Consider the following 13,710-nt stretch of genomic DNA (forward strand, 5'->3'; position numbering starts at 1 on the left):
AAAAAGATAAGGTCAAAAAGTTTTGCTTATTTTTGTAGTCTACAAAATTAAATACAACTTTTATTGTCTATGAATAAAATTATATTAGGTATTATTATAGCTAATGTTTTGGCTTCTTTTAAGGGATTTGAAGATGTTAATTTTTTCAATAAATTCAAATTTCAAGTAGGGAAAATTCTTTCAGGAGAGAAAATAAGAATGCTTACTTCAGGATTTTTACATGCAGACTGGATTCATTTAGGGTTTAATATGTATGCGTTATATATTTTCGGAAGATCAGTAGCTGGAAGTTTTGGAAATAGTAGTTTCTTAATCATATATTTTGCTAGTTTATTAGCAGGGAGTATGTATTCTTTAAGCCAGCATAAAAATGATTATTACTATTCAGCAGTTGGAGCGTCGGGAGCTGTTTCAGGAATTGTATTTTCAGCAATAATGTTGTATCCAGAAATGGAATTAATGATGTTGCCAATTCCAATACCAATTCCAGGTTATATTTTCGGAATGGGGTATTTGCTATATTCTATTTATGGAATGAAAAAACAACTAGGTAATATTGGACATTCAGCACACTTAGGAGGAGCAATTGGAGGATACGTAGTCACATTATTATTAAAACCAGAAGTAATAAGTAATAATCCAACAATGATAATTGTAATGGGCGCAATTGTTGGTGGATTATTGTTTTTTGGAGATAAATTAGAAAAATAATCTAGAGATTAAATTTAGCATTTTTCTCTTTTATGATTTTATCAAATGAGCTTTTAGAAATACCTAAACGCTCATGAGGTTTAATTGTTGGATCAATTTTGCTTTCAGATATAGCGTTTTCTACGAGCTTATTGCAATCTTTAGGATGTTTTTCTTTGTAAGTAAAGAAAGAGCGTTCTAGAGCTTCGTCTTCAAGTTTTTGAAGTAAATGAATAGGTTTACTTTTAATATTCCACCAATAGGGTGCATTTCCATGTGGTTTGTGGTGCTCGTCAATTGCCGCTAGTCCTAGTAATCGTAAAGGATCTTCAGCTTTAATAATAGTTTCATCTCTAGTTGCTGTGTAAATAATTGGTTCATTATCGTCTTTTTCATAAGCTCCAAAATCAACTTTAATTTTCCACCCTTGTAAATCAAGAAGGGCAATACAGGAACTATATACATTTACATGATCTGATAATAAAGGCATATTGATAAAAAATTAAGTGTAGGGTAAAAATAAAAAAAACCGAAACAAAATGTTTCGGTTTTTTGAGCGGGAGACCGGGTTCGAACCGGCGACATTCAGCTTGGAAGGCTGACGCTCTACCAACTGAGCTACTCCCGCGTCGGTATTGCGGGTGCAAATATAAGACCTTTTTTTAATTCCACAACTTTTTTAAAGAAAAAATCTAATAAAATTTTCCGTCTTCTCTCAAAACTTTCAAAAAATGAAAAGCATAAATATTAAAACCTTCATTGTAGTAAAACTTATGTGATTTAGTATTAGAGGTATAGGTGTTTAGTTCCATAGATTCACATCCTTTTGCCTTGGTGTGTTTGTAAATCCATTCAAAAAATAATTTTCCCAATCCTTTTCCTCTATATTCTTCTGAAATAATAACATGATCAGGTTCTACACTCTTACCAATGTAATGTCTCGTGGAATACCATAAACCACAGATACCAATCATTTTGGTATCTTCAAAAACAGCAACGCATTCATAGTTCGGGGATTTTCCCATTTCAATAACTCTTTTTTCTAAAATATCAGGAGGAGTTTTTGTATTGATTTTGGATAATAATGGTAAAATACTAAGTATCTTGTCCGGTGGAATTGTTTTATATGATAAATTCATTTGATGATTATGGTTTTAGTAAAAAAAATAACTGCTGAAGAAACCTACTTTCTAAGACAGGAAATACTACGTAAAAATATTGATTTACCTCATACTTTTGATGGAGATTTAGATGAAACTACTATTCATTTAGGAGTTTTTGATGATGAAACTTTAGTTTGTATAGGAAGTTTTATGAAAAATGATATTGAAGAATTAAAAGGAAAACAATATCAGTTAAGAGGTATGGCTACATCATCAGAAGCTAGAGGTAAAGGGTATGGAAAGGAATTACTAAACTTTGCGACCAATGAATTGCGTAATTTAGGGATAAACTTTTTATGGTGTAATGCTAGAGAAGTTGCAATTAAATTTTACGAGAAAAATCAATTCAAAATTATGGGGGATAAGTTTGTAAATAAAGTTGGACCTCATTACAAAATGTATAAATCATTATGAAGATAGTAGTAAGCTTTTTGTTTTTTTTATTTCTGTTAGGATCAGTTATGAGTCATGCTCAGAAGAAAGAAGTAAAAATAGAACCTATAAAAATTACAGAAAGTATTTACATGTTAAAAGGTCAAGGAGGTAATATAGGTCTTTTTGTAGGTGAAGATGGAGCTTTTATGATAGATGATCAGTTTGCACATCTGACTCCGAAAATTTTGAAGGCAATAAAAAATATTACAGATCAACCAGTAAAATATTTGATCAATACACATTGGCATGGAGACCATACTGGAGGAAATGAAAATATGAGTAAAGAAGGAGCGGTCATTATTTCACATAAAAATGTAAGAAAAAGAATGAGTGTGGAGAATGTAGTTAGAGGAAAGAAGCGACCAGCTTCTCCTAAAGAAGCTTTACCAATTATTACATTTACTGAAGATATGATGGTTCACTTTAATGGGGAAGATGTTTTAGTTTCACATGTGCATAATGCACATACAGATGGAGATGCTCATGTGTATTTTACCAAAAGTAATGTATTGCATATGGGAGATACTTATTTTCAAGGAAAATATCCATTTATTGATCTAGCTAGTGGAGGAAGTATTGACGGGTATATTGCTTCTGCAGAGAAAGGATTACTTATGATAGATGAAACTACTGTAATTATACCAGGACATAGAAACATATCTAATAAAAAAGAGTTAATTGCGTACAAAGAAATGTTGGTTGTATTGAGGGATAGAGTGAAAAGCAAAATAGAAGAAGGTAAAACCCTTGAAGAAATAAAAGAAGACACGTCAATAACCAAAGAATATGACGATAAAAAGTATGGAGATTGGTTTATAACTTCTGAAGGAATCAGAGAAACCATTTATAGAAGTTTAACTCAAAAAGAGAAATAATTCTTTTATCATTAAAAATTATAGAGATAATATGTTTTTCCTTTTAAACTGATCATCAAATCTTCTTTTAAAAGGAATTACATGTTGTTTTTGTCTAAAATTAATGGTCTCCATACAGCTGTTAAACCCACAACCAGAAAATATTTTCTCTGCTTCTGCTAACAATTCATTCTTAGTCTCTTCCCTATAAATTAATGTAGTATACTCTTTTAAGTATTGTACAGGGAAATCTACATATGTTTGAATATATATATGTTGGTTTTTTCGATATAATAAAGCTTGTTTGTAAAGTAGCATAACTTCTTTTAAAGGAGCAGAGTGTAAAACTAAAAAGTACGGTTTTTTAGGTTTGATACTAAATATGTTATTTTTTCTTTTTGGTTTTAATCTTAAATCTTCTTTGTGTGTGTATGCATAATTTTCTATAGAAATTCCTTGTTCAAGAGTATAGATAATATCATAGGTAATGCAGTTGTATTTTAATGTATAGTTATTGTTTAAAATTCTTGCCAATAAAACAAATTGTAAGCCTTTGGTTTTTTTGAGGAAATCATTTAATTCACCGTAAAACCCCGCGTAAAAAACATCTATAACAAAAGTAGAGATTGTATATTTTTTAACACATATATTTAAAAATGTATGTATTTCATGTTTATTTTTAAAAAAATCATCTTCCTTTTGTATTATGATAGCTGTATTTGGAAAATAATTTTTATAACTAGAGTTAGTAATAATTACACACTTTTCTAAAGGAATATTTTTTGTGTGAATAAAATCCCTAACTCTAGTTAAATGTCCTAATCCAGAACCATAAACATAAAATAGATACATTATAGCTTATTTAATAATTCAGCTAATAAGAATAATTTATGTTCGTCAGGAATTTCATTTATAGCCAATAAAGCAACTGCATAATTTTCTTGAGAAGAGGAAAGTGTAAATGCTTCTTTGTCGTTAACTAAAACAGAAGTCCCATCAATTTTTACGATATATAATTCTTCCTCGTTTCTTTTTACTTTAATCTTGTTTTCATATGAACGAATAACAAAAGCATTTGTATTTTCTTCATTATCTGAAATCTTAATTTTATCAGGGTAAATTTTTACTTTCCATAATAAATTAGAGTTTTTATCACGAAGTTTTAGTCCTTCTTCTTTAAACTTTACTTCGTATTTCATCTGTCCATTCGTATAAAACTTATGTTTATCTGGCTTAGCTTTATGCGTATAGCTTTTCCCTTTAGAAATAATTTTTATCGGTTGTAGGTTAAAACCACCTAATATGTTACCATCTGCTTTTTTTATTTCTAAATCTAAACTTTGTGAATTAGTAATAGAGGTAGAGGTAGTTTCTATGTTTGTGCTTGAAGTACTCGATTTTGTTGATGTTTTACAGCTTAAAAATAAAAAGGAGAAAACGAGCAAGGTTGTTAAAGTTTTTTTCATGATTGTAGTATGTTTAAATAGTTTAAAATTTCTTTCTCTTCAGTATAAACTGTTTGGATTTTCTCATATAAAGAATTGCTAACCTTGTTTTTTTCATCTTCAGACATACGATGCATTTTAAGGAGTACATCTAATAAAGTTAAAGGTTGTAAAGGATTATATAAAAAACCATCTAAATTATCAGTTATAACGTCTTTTATACCTCCAATATTTGAACCTAAAACTAAATTTTTTGTAGCACCAGCCTCTAATAAAACATTAGGCATTCCATCATAAAAAGAAGGAATAGCTACAATATTTACGGCATGATAAAAAACTAACAGTTCATTTTGATTAGCAAAAGGGTAAAAGGCAATATTTACATCTAAATCTGTTAAGAGTTGTTGAGTTTCACTGCTTACATCACCAATCATACAGATTATATAATCATCTTTATATGGGAATTTAGAAAAGGTTTCTGTGAAATTTAAAATTCCCTTTTTTTCTTTCAGTTGTCCAATAATAGCTATTGGTATTTTTTTTTGAAAAGAATTTTGTAGTTCTTGAATTTTATTGAAATGACTGGAAGAAGCTTTCCATAAAGATGTATTAATTCCGTTTGGAGTAAAATAAGAATTATTATGCGTAACTAAACGATCAATTTTAGCTGCTTTTTCACCAGTTACGGAAAAAACATAATCGGAATTTTCTAAAGCGTACAATAAATGATCTCTTCGTTTGGAAAAAATTCCCTCATCAAAATCATTTCCTCTAATAAAAGTGATTAGCTTTTTTGAGGTCCATTTCGCTAAAATTGGCCCCAAATTAATAGGTAAAGTTCCACCGAAAGCACCGATATGAGTAATTTTAGATAAAAATGGAAGTTGCATAATAAATTCTGAAGCTAACGAAAGTGTGAATTCTTCTGAGTTTTGAATAGGTATGGCTGTGTATGTTCCATTAACCATACTTATAGTGTCAAACTTTTTTCTTCTATTGGTAAAATGAATAACATGTACCTCTATAGCATTATTTCTTAAATTACGAACTAATCGATCGCATGAAACAGACATTCCACCTTTACTAGGCGGGTAATTTTTAGTAATAAGTAATATGGTCATTAGCTATCAAAATAAGCATCATCGTCATCATAATCGTGAAAGTAGGTGCTATGTGTAGTGTCAAATAAGCTTCCATAATCTTCAGCCATAAATACCATGTAAGGATATTCTTTATGGAAACGTTCAATCATTTTTCTTCTCCAAACAGCTCTATCTTTAGAATACAATTCAATATCATTAGTGAGTCTGGCATCTAGCTCAGTAAAACAACTAAGACATAAAATTCCCTTACTATCTCTAATGACATTAGTAGCAATGTTAGTATTAGTATATGTGAAAATTTGATCAGCCTTAAATGAATGTACACTACATATTTTTTTCGAACATTTACTACATTCAGTAGTAGCTTCATTTTCACATTGTCGGACGACAAATAATCCTGTATATTCTTCGCAATATTGTATTGTTTTCATAGTAATTATGCTCTTGGAGTTACGCAACTGTAACAGGTATTGATTAAATTAATAACTTCTAGAGAAAAATAATCTACAGCAAATGCTGTAATACTACTTTCATTATATGGATTGTATTGATCTGGTCTTTCTTTTTTAGTATCGAACTTTCGAATAGTTTTAAATACATAAAAATCATTTTCTTCCACCATTTGAGTTAATTCCGAAGAAATATTAGGTTTTAAACTATATTTCGCTTTTGGGATTTTCATTTTTAAGGTGAATGGATACACTGATTTAAATTTGTATTTTGTTTTTCTTTTTCCGCTAACACGACCACGTTTTTTAACAATTCGTTCTCTTACTTTTTCTGTAAATTGAAATGAAATCAAAGATCCGTCATTAAAAAAGCAAGATCCTTTACTAATCTCACGTTGATAATAATTCTGTTTTCCAGAAATAAAACCACGAGTATTACTTGCATAAGGTTCTTCATTAATAAAACTTTCCTTAGATCGAGTGTTTTTTAAGTTAGCCTGAAGTGAAATTTTTGATTGTGGTTGTAAATCTTCTTCAATTAAAGTAAAAAAAGCAGAAAAATAATCTGCAAAAAAGTCAAAACCATCAGCAAATTTATTTTTAAAACTTCTATTTGTGAAGTAATTAATAAGAGCGGCTACAATTAAAAAAACAAAAATAAAAGGAAATAAAATTCCTAGAGGAAGAAAAATAAAAGGAGCTACAAAAGCTATTCCTGAAAAAATAAAAAAAGCAGTCCACATTTTCTTCAATTTTTTCTTTTTTTGAGTTTCTGCTACTTGACGTTGTAGTACACAAGCTCTAAAAAAACGAATCCATTTTACGGGTGTTTTTTTAGAATTAAAACCTCTTAATAAATGCGCTCTTTCTATAGGAGCACCAGTATATTGTTCTACGTCTAAAACATTACCTTGCCTATTCATTTTAATTGATTAAGTCTTTATATATTTTTTCTAATTTTTCAGTTTGTATACTCCAAAGAAAATCACGTTTTACTTTTGCAAATGCATTGCTAGCATATTCTTTGCTTTTTTCAGGATTATCTAATGTAAAACGTATACATCTTGCTAAATCTTGTTCTCTATCTGGTTCAAATAATAAAGTTTCTTGGTCAGAAACTAAATCTGTAACTACAGGAAGTTTAGAAGCAATGACTGTAGTTTTACATGCCATAGTTTCTATGATTTTTAACGGACAACAACCTTGCACTATGTTTCGATCGCATGCTTTTAATGGCGCAATTGAAGCTTTTGCATAATGCACATAATTGTAAAGTTCTTGTTTTTTTAATTTAGATTTCAGTACAATTTTATCTTCAATTCCTAGTTTTTCAACTAGTTTTTTGAAAGGTTTAAATGCCTTTTCTTTAACAGATAAACAAATAACAAGTTTTAAGTTTTTAAAATCTTCTAAGTAGGTTATAGATTTTAATAAGGTGTCAATTCCTTGCCAATTCTGAATAGCTCCAAAGTAAATAATGTATTCGTCAGGAGCATCTTCAGGTTTTTGAAAGTTATTAGGAATATGAGTTCCGTTAGGAATTATTTTTATTTTTTGAGTTTCAATATCAAAATTATCTTCAAGATATGTTTTGGTAACCCCTGAAGGTGTAATAATAACATCTGATTTTTGTAAGCATTTCGCTTCTAGATTCTTCAATTTTTCTAAAAAAGAAGGTGTTAAATTTGGATAGCGATATGGTAGTTCAATAGAAGTCAGTGCATTTACTTCAAAAATAGTTTTAATTGAAGGTTCGGCTATCAACCCCATGCCACTCCAAATATCTCTAAAATGACCAATTTGAATAGTTTCTTTATGCTTTTGGATATCTATAAAAAGTTGTTTTGAAAAAAGAGAAGCTTTTTGTAGATAATTTAGCTTTTCTTCATTAAAATAACGTTTTGTATATATGTTACCTTCCACTTGAACAGGAGGAAGTTCGTTACTACCACGTAAACAAAATAGTTGTAATTCATCGCAATGTTTTGATGATTCTAAAACCATTTCCTTGATGTGTGTAGCTGCTCCTTTATAACTTGGAAATACGTCGTAAGTTGCGTATACATTCCTTTTCATAGCTGATATAAATTAAAATGTAATTTTCACAGCTTTTCGCTCAGTACTATCAGTAATTTCAAAGAATTCTCCTTTTTTGAAAGTAAACATATTTGCAATTACATTAGAAGGAAAGCTTTCAATAGCAATATTGTTATCTTTTACAGTACCATTGTAATATCTTCTAGCCATTTCAATATCTTCTTCCAGTGAAGTTAATTCATTCTGTAGTTCACTAAAATTTTGATTTGCTTTTAATTCAGGATAATTTTCAGCGATTGCAAAAAGATTCATCATTGAGTTTTTTAAACCACTTTCAGCTTTTCCTTGCTCAGAAACAGTTGTTGCATTTTGAGCTAAATTTCTAGCTTTAGTAATGTTTTCAAATAATTCTTTTTCATGTTTTGCATACCCCTTTACGGTTTCCATTAAATTAGGAATTAAGTCGTAACGCTTTTTTAGGAAAACGTCAATGCTACTCCAACCTTCTTGCATTTCATTTTTCTTTCTTACTAGACCATTGTATACTGAAATACCATAAAATAAAATTAAAATAAATATAGCTATAGTAGCCCCGAAGAATATCATAAGTATTGTTTTTCAGCTAAAATAAAAGAAAATATTAATACTGTACTAGAGCGAAACTATAATTGCTGTGTTATACCGTATTTTCGTTTAAAATTCAGAAGTAAATAAAACAAGTTAAGTCTTTTCACGTATTATTTCAGCTATAGTTTTATTCTGAACTTTACTTTCAAGCCAAGATAAAATGTCTAAATACAGAAAGGCTCTTTTTTCGTATGGATGATTTTCAAATACTCTTAATCTGTTGTGTATTTTTTGGAATTCCTTTTTAAATTCATGTGGATATAAATCGCCAAGAGATCGAATAGACTCGATAAATACTTTCTGGACCTCTTGTAAATTTTCCATTTTTAATAGAAATTTATAAGTCTCTTTAAATTGCTTTTCCAAGTGATAATCCAAACCACATTCATAGTGGGCGATAAGGTTTAAAACACGAGCAAAACATTGAAGATCTTCACCAACATATAATTTCTTAGCGCTAATGATTTTGGATAGGTATTCGATACATTTTTTATTTTTCCCCATACCAAAATATAAACAAGCTATTTTATAATAAAATTGAATAATATGGTGTTTGTCCAATCGATTACTATAACTTTTTATTTTGTTGTTGATATGATCCACCAAATATTCACCATCTTCAAAAGTGCCTTCCAAAAAATGTAAATGAAGTTTGTTGGTATACAGGTATTGAAACATCAAAAGCTCCGTATTACTATTGATTGGGATTTCTTGGTTTTCAATTTGTTTTTCAAAAGTGTTTAATCCTTTTTTAAACTCATTTTTATGTCGAATAAAGAATAAAGACTCTAGTAGATAATTTTTTCCTTTTAAATAGAAAACAGGGTTAATTGAAATCATTTTTGGATATTCTCTGAATAAAGAAATCCATTTGCATGCATATTTGTAACCGTTTAAAAAATCTTGTGTTAGAAAGCATCTCCATAAATGTGCTTTGTATAACCAAAGTCGTTCTCTAAAGCCTAGTTTGTCATAGTCGTAGCTAGGCAGTCTGTCATAAAAATATGTGTTTACTTTTTGTAATTCAGCATCATTTCTAGCATATCCAGTTTTCAATAAAATACCGTAAAGTTGAAGCGATAAATTAGAAAGTTTACTTGTTATTACATTATGCTGACTTAGTTCTTTTGCTTGAATTGTTAATTCGTCGGCTCTAGTACTAATACTTCTAGTAATGTATTGACTTTCGATTATTTTTTCTAATTCTACAATTTCATAAGCTATATTTTTTTCTTCATTTTCTATAGCCATAGTTTTGGCTTTGTCAAGTAGTTTTAAGCTTTGTTTGTATAAGCCTTTTTGATACAAAACTGTAGCAAAATCTAATTGTTCTCTAATTTGTACCCTTATATTTTTATGAGCGGGGTTTAAACGTAAACTTGTCAAAATTTGTTTATACAAATGAGCTTTAAGGTTAGATAGTTGTTGCTTACTAACTATACCACTTTCAATAATAGATTTTTCATCATATTTTTTTTGTTTCTCTAAAAATTTAAAAAGAGCAAAAAATTTAGCTTCATTGTTCCCAACTAATCTACCTACATATAAATTGAATTGTCTTTTTTCAGACTTGGTTAAAGACTGAATAAGTACGAATAATGCATCTTGATATTGATTAGCTTTTGTAAAATTATTCATTATAAATAATTGTAAATCAGTTTTTTAAAAAAGTTTAATATCGATTTTGATATCGTAAGAATCACTTTTGAATTCACGAGTTCTATAATACCAATATATACATTTGAGATATAATGACAATTATTAAGAGCAATGAATGATAACAAAGTCCAAATTTTCGATACGACATTAAGAGACGGAGAACAGGTTCCAGGTTGTAAGTTAGACACAAATCAAAAATTAGTAATAGCTGAACGATTGGATAACCTTGGTGTTGATATTATCGAAGCAGGATTTCCAGTTTCTAGTCCAGGCGATTTTACTTCAGTAAGTGAAATTGCTAAGTTGGTTAAAAATGCTACTGTTTGTGGATTAACAAGAGCAGTTAAGAAAGACATTGAAGTGGCGGCAGAAGCTCTAAAATATGCAGTAAAACCCAGAATACATACTGGAATCGGGACTAGCGATTCTCATATAAAATATAAATTCAATACAACAAGAGAAAAAGTTATCGAAAGAGCAAAAGAAGCAGTAGCCTATGCTAAGAATTTCGTAGATGATATTGAGTTTTATGCAGAAGATGCTGGTAGAACAGATAATGCTTTTTTAGCTAAAGTATGTGAAGAAGTAATTAAATCAGGAGCAACAGTTTTAAACATTCCTGATACTACCGGGTATTGTTTACCAGAAGAATATGGGAACAAAATTAAGTACTTAAAAGAACATGTAAAAGGTATTGAAAATGTAGTAATTTCTTGTCATTGTCATAATGATTTAGGCTTAGCTACAGCAAATTCGATAGCAGGTGTAGTGAATGGAGCTCGACAAGTTGAATGTACAATTAACGGGATTGGAGAGCGTGCTGGTAATACAGCTTTAGAAGAGGTTGTTATGATTTTAAAGCAGCACCCATACTTAAATTTGCATACGGATATTAACACAAAACTTCTGTATGATACTAGTGCCATGGTTAGCGAAAAAATGGGAATGTTAGTACAACCTAATAAAGCCATCGTTGGAGCTAATGCGTTTGCGCATAGTTCAGGTATCCATCAGGATGGAGTGATTAAGAATAGAGAAACCTATGAAATTATCAATCCAGAAGAAGTAGGTGTTACCGAAAGTGCAATAGTATTAACGGCAAGAAGTGGAAGAGCAGCTTTAGCTTACAGAGCAAAAAAAATAGGGTATGAGCTAACAAAAATTCAATTAGATCAAGCATACCAATCGTTCTTGCAATTTGCAGATAGACAAAAAGAAGTTATAGATGAAGATATTCATCTAATCATGAAAAAAATTAATAATATTTCTAAAATAGCAATAGCTTAATGGGAAAAACATTATTTGATAAAGTTTGGGATAAACATGTAGTAGATACTGTTGAGAATGGTCCTCAAATATTATATATTGATAAGCATTTGATTCATGAGGTTACCAGTCCTCAGGCTTTTAATGAGTTGAAGGAAAGAGGAATTCTTGTTGCTCGTCCTGATAAAATTGTAGCGACTGCAGATCACAATACACCTACGGTTAATCAACATTTGCCTGTAAAAGATGCATTATCAAGAAATCAATTAGAACAGTTAGAAAAAAACTGTAAAGAGAATAATATTACTCTATATGGTTTAGGGCATAAATACAATGGAATTGTACATGTAATGGCTCCTGAATTAGGAATTACCCAACCAGGAATGACTATGGTTTGCGGAGATAGTCATACATCTACACATGGAGCTTTTGGAACAATTGCCTTTGGTATTGGTACAAGTCAAGTAGCACAAGTATTTGCAAGTCAATGTTTGCTGCTGCAAAAGCCAAAAAGTTTACGAGTTAATGTAAATGGAAAACTTAAAAAAGGAGTACTGCCTAAGGATGTTATTTTATACATAATTTCAAAGTTAGGAACTAACTCTGGTACTGGGTATTTCTGTGAATATGCGGGTAATGTATTTGAAGAAATGTCTATGGAAGGTAGAATGACGGTGTGTAATATGAGTATTGAAATGGGAGCACGAGGAGGTATGATTGCTCCTGATCAAACTACTTTTGATTATGTTGAAGGTAGAGAGTTCGCTCCTAAAGGAAAAGATTTTGAAGCTAAAGTAGCGTATTGGAAGACGTTAAAAAGTGATGAAGACGCTGTTTTTGATCAAGAGTACTCTTTTGATGCTGAAGATATAGAACCAATGGTTACGTATGGAACCAACCCTGGTATGGGGATTAAAGTTACTGAGGCTATTCCAGAAACAGATGATGAATCTTTCGAAAAGTCATTGCAATATATGAACTTTAAAAAAGGAGAAACTTTAATAGGTAAGCCAATCAACTATGTATTTATAGGTAGTTGTACGAATTCTAGAATAGAAGACTTTAAAGTAGCAGCTAATTTTATCAAAGGAAAACAAAAGGCGTCTAATGTTAATGCATGGTTAGTTCCTGGATCACAACAAGTAGCAAAGCAAATTAAAGAAGAAGGTTTGCAAGAAGTCTTTGAAGCTGCTGGATTTGAATTACGTCAACCAGGCTGTTCAGCTTGTTTGGCAATGAATGATGATAAAATTCCAGAAGGAGAATACTGTGTGTCAACGTCAAATAGAAACTTTGAAGGAAGACAAGGACAAGGGGCTAGAACCATTTTAGCAAGTCCTTTAATGGCTGCGGCAACCGCTGTAGAAGGAAAAATAATAGACATCACTAAACATTTGAATTAATGGAAAAGTTTGAAAAATTAGTAGATACGGCAATTCCGTTACCAGTTGAAAATATAGATACAGATCAAATTATTCCAGCTCGTTTCTTAAAAGCAACGGATAAAAAAGGTTTTGGTGATAATGTATTTAGAGATTGGCGTTTTCATAAAGATGGTACAGCAGATAGTGATTTCGTTTTAAATAATCCAAAATATAAAGGTAGTGTACTAATTGCTGGAGATAATTTTGGATGCGGTTCTAGTAGAGAACATGCAGCATGGGCATTAGCAGGATATGGATTTAAAGTAGTTGTTAGCAGTTTTTTTGCTGATATTTTTAAAGGGAATGCATTAAATAATGGAATTTTACCTATACAGGTAAGTCCAGAATATTTGAAACAATTATTAGAAGAAGTAAAACAAAATCCTTCTTCTGAATTAACAATAGATCTAGAAAATCAAACAGTAACATCGACTGTAGGTGAAGTTGAGTTTGAAATTAATCCGTATAAGAAACTTTGTTTGTTGAACGGATATGATGATATAGATTTTTTAATTAGCAAAAAAGATAAAATAGAAGCTTACGAAGCATTAGTATAAA

The 13,710-nt window shown here is 30.2% G+C and carries 16 protein-coding genes and 1 tRNA gene; 6 read left to right on the forward strand and 11 right to left on the reverse strand.

What is annotated here, in order from left to right:
- The first annotated feature begins 69 nt into the window (after positions 1-69).
- Positions 70-711 (forward strand): rhomboid family intramembrane serine protease, encoded by a 642-nt coding sequence (locus tag BVC87_RS17320; RefSeq protein ID WP_075343664.1) that lies wholly within the window; start codon positions 70-72, stop codon positions 709-711.
- Between the two features lies 1 nt (position 712).
- Here the strand turns inward: BVC87_RS17320 and BVC87_RS17325 are convergent, their stop codons facing one another.
- From BVC87_RS17325 to BVC87_RS17335, 3 genes are all read right to left on the reverse strand, one after another.
- Positions 713-1,180, reverse strand: a complete 468-nt coding sequence (locus BVC87_RS17325) for a hypothetical protein (RefSeq protein WP_075343665.1) — start codon at positions 1,178-1,180, stop codon at positions 713-715.
- Positions 1,181-1,245: 65 nt separating this feature from the next.
- Positions 1,246-1,318, reverse strand: a tRNA-Gly gene (locus BVC87_RS17330).
- 64 nt (positions 1,319-1,382) lie between these two features.
- A complete protein-coding gene (locus tag BVC87_RS17335) occupies positions 1,383-1,829 on the reverse strand; it encodes a GNAT family N-acetyltransferase (RefSeq protein WP_075343666.1) in 447 nt (148 codons plus the stop codon).
- A 9-nt stretch (positions 1,830-1,838) separates the two neighbouring features.
- On the opposite strand from BVC87_RS17335, the gene BVC87_RS17340 reads away from it, so the two are divergent.
- Both BVC87_RS17340 and BVC87_RS17345 read left to right on the forward strand, forming a co-directional pair.
- Complete coding sequence (locus BVC87_RS17340) at positions 1,839-2,267, forward strand: GNAT family N-acetyltransferase (protein ID WP_075343667.1); 429 nt, start codon at positions 1,839-1,841, stop codon at positions 2,265-2,267.
- On the forward strand, positions 2,264-3,163 hold the full coding sequence (locus tag BVC87_RS17345; protein WP_075343668.1) for an MBL fold metallo-hydrolase: 900 nt from the start codon (positions 2,264-2,266) through the stop codon (positions 3,161-3,163). The genes BVC87_RS17340 and BVC87_RS17345 overlap by 4 nt, the downstream gene beginning before the upstream one ends.
- Before the next feature lie 18 nt (positions 3,164-3,181).
- Here the strand turns inward: BVC87_RS17345 and BVC87_RS17350 are convergent, their stop codons facing one another.
- The 8 genes from BVC87_RS17350 to BVC87_RS17385 all read right to left on the reverse strand — a co-directional run bounded on the left by BVC87_RS17350 (position 3,182) and on the right by BVC87_RS17385 (position 10,441).
- Complete coding sequence (locus BVC87_RS17350; RefSeq protein ID WP_075343669.1) at positions 3,182-3,994, reverse strand: hypothetical protein; 813 nt, start codon at positions 3,992-3,994, stop codon at positions 3,182-3,184.
- Positions 3,994-4,608, reverse strand: coding sequence for a hypothetical protein (locus tag BVC87_RS17355; RefSeq protein WP_075343670.1), 615 nt, complete (start codon positions 4,606-4,608; stop codon positions 3,994-3,996). The genes BVC87_RS17350 and BVC87_RS17355 overlap by 1 nt, the downstream gene beginning before the upstream one ends.
- Positions 4,605-5,708, reverse strand: coding sequence for a glycosyltransferase family 4 protein (locus BVC87_RS17360; RefSeq protein ID WP_075343671.1), 1,104 nt, complete (start codon positions 5,706-5,708; stop codon positions 4,605-4,607). The genes BVC87_RS17355 and BVC87_RS17360 overlap by 4 nt, the downstream gene beginning before the upstream one ends.
- Positions 5,708-6,121, reverse strand: a complete 414-nt coding sequence (locus BVC87_RS17365) for a hypothetical protein (RefSeq protein WP_075343672.1) — start codon at positions 6,119-6,121, stop codon at positions 5,708-5,710. The genes BVC87_RS17360 and BVC87_RS17365 overlap by 1 nt, the downstream gene beginning before the upstream one ends.
- Before the next feature lie 5 nt (positions 6,122-6,126).
- Positions 6,127-7,062: a hypothetical protein gene (locus BVC87_RS17370; RefSeq protein WP_075343673.1), complete on the reverse strand. Its 936-nt coding sequence runs from the start codon at positions 7,060-7,062 to the stop codon at positions 6,127-6,129.
- Between the two features lies 1 nt (position 7,063).
- Positions 7,064-8,215, reverse strand: a complete 1,152-nt coding sequence (locus BVC87_RS17375) for a glycosyltransferase family 4 protein (RefSeq protein ID WP_075343674.1) — start codon at positions 8,213-8,215, stop codon at positions 7,064-7,066.
- Positions 8,216-8,227: 12 nt separating this feature from the next.
- Positions 8,228-8,782, reverse strand: a complete 555-nt coding sequence (locus tag BVC87_RS17380) for a LemA family protein (protein ID WP_075343675.1) — start codon at positions 8,780-8,782, stop codon at positions 8,228-8,230.
- A 114-nt stretch (positions 8,783-8,896) separates the two neighbouring features.
- On the reverse strand, positions 8,897-10,441 hold the full coding sequence (locus tag BVC87_RS17385; RefSeq protein WP_075343676.1) for a hypothetical protein: 1,545 nt from the start codon (positions 10,439-10,441) through the stop codon (positions 8,897-8,899).
- 132 nt (positions 10,442-10,573) lie between these two features.
- On the opposite strand from BVC87_RS17385, the gene BVC87_RS17390 reads away from it, so the two are divergent.
- Genes BVC87_RS17390 through leuD form a run of 3 tightly spaced genes read left to right on the forward strand, consistent with a single transcriptional unit; the run spans position 10,574 to position 13,709 of the window.
- Positions 10,574-11,749: a 2-isopropylmalate synthase gene (locus tag BVC87_RS17390; protein WP_075343677.1), complete on the forward strand. Its 1,176-nt coding sequence runs from the start codon at positions 10,574-10,576 to the stop codon at positions 11,747-11,749.
- Positions 11,749-13,131 carry a 3-isopropylmalate dehydratase large subunit gene (gene leuC, locus BVC87_RS17395; protein WP_075343678.1) on the forward strand — a complete coding sequence of 461 codons (1,383 nt, stop codon included), beginning with the start codon at positions 11,749-11,751 and terminating at the stop codon, positions 13,129-13,131. The genes BVC87_RS17390 and leuC overlap by 1 nt, the downstream gene beginning before the upstream one ends.
- Complete coding sequence (gene leuD, locus BVC87_RS17400) at positions 13,131-13,709, forward strand: 3-isopropylmalate dehydratase small subunit (RefSeq protein ID WP_075343679.1); 579 nt, start codon at positions 13,131-13,133, stop codon at positions 13,707-13,709. The genes leuC and leuD overlap by 1 nt, the downstream gene beginning before the upstream one ends.
- Position 13,710: the final 1 nt, after the last annotated feature.

This window comes from Tenacibaculum agarivorans, assembly GCF_001936575.1.
Lineage (GTDB): Bacteria > Bacteroidota > Bacteroidia > Flavobacteriales > Flavobacteriaceae > Polaribacter > Polaribacter agarivorans.

Excerpts from the sequence above, each read along its gene's own strand:
- BVC87_RS17320 (WP_075343664.1), top strand. The coding sequence starts at position 70 with ATGAATAAAATTATATTAGGTATTATTATAGCTAATGTTTTGGCTTCT.
- BVC87_RS17325 (WP_075343665.1), bottom strand. The coding sequence starts at position 1,180 with ATGCCTTTATTATCAGATCATGTAAATGTATATAGTTCCTGTATTGCC.
- BVC87_RS17335 (WP_075343666.1), bottom strand. The coding sequence starts at position 1,829 with ATGAATTTATCATATAAAACAATTCCACCGGACAAGATACTTAGTATT.
- BVC87_RS17340 (WP_075343667.1), top strand. The coding sequence starts at position 1,839 with ATGGTTTTAGTAAAAAAAATAACTGCTGAAGAAACCTACTTTCTAAGA.
- BVC87_RS17345 (WP_075343668.1), top strand. The coding sequence starts at position 2,264 with ATGAAGATAGTAGTAAGCTTTTTGTTTTTTTTATTTCTGTTAGGATCA.
- BVC87_RS17350 (WP_075343669.1), bottom strand. The coding sequence starts at position 3,994 with ATGTATCTATTTTATGTTTATGGTTCTGGATTAGGACATTTAACTAGA.
- BVC87_RS17355 (WP_075343670.1), bottom strand. The coding sequence starts at position 4,608 with ATGAAAAAAACTTTAACAACCTTGCTCGTTTTCTCCTTTTTATTTTTA.
- BVC87_RS17360 (WP_075343671.1), bottom strand. The coding sequence starts at position 5,708 with ATGACCATATTACTTATTACTAAAAATTACCCGCCTAGTAAAGGTGGA.
- BVC87_RS17365 (WP_075343672.1), bottom strand. The coding sequence starts at position 6,121 with ATGAAAACAATACAATATTGCGAAGAATATACAGGATTATTTGTCGTC.
- BVC87_RS17370 (WP_075343673.1), bottom strand. The coding sequence starts at position 7,062 with ATGAATAGGCAAGGTAATGTTTTAGACGTAGAACAATATACTGGTGCT.
- BVC87_RS17375 (WP_075343674.1), bottom strand. The coding sequence starts at position 8,215 with ATGAAAAGGAATGTATACGCAACTTACGACGTATTTCCAAGTTATAAA.
- BVC87_RS17380 (WP_075343675.1), bottom strand. The coding sequence starts at position 8,782 with ATGATATTCTTCGGGGCTACTATAGCTATATTTATTTTAATTTTATTT.
- BVC87_RS17385 (WP_075343676.1), bottom strand. The coding sequence starts at position 10,441 with ATGAATAATTTTACAAAAGCTAATCAATATCAAGATGCATTATTCGTA.
- BVC87_RS17390 (WP_075343677.1), top strand. The coding sequence starts at position 10,574 with ATGAATGATAACAAAGTCCAAATTTTCGATACGACATTAAGAGACGGA.
- leuC (WP_075343678.1), top strand. The coding sequence starts at position 11,749 with ATGGGAAAAACATTATTTGATAAAGTTTGGGATAAACATGTAGTAGAT.
- leuD (WP_075343679.1), top strand. The coding sequence starts at position 13,131 with ATGGAAAAGTTTGAAAAATTAGTAGATACGGCAATTCCGTTACCAGTT.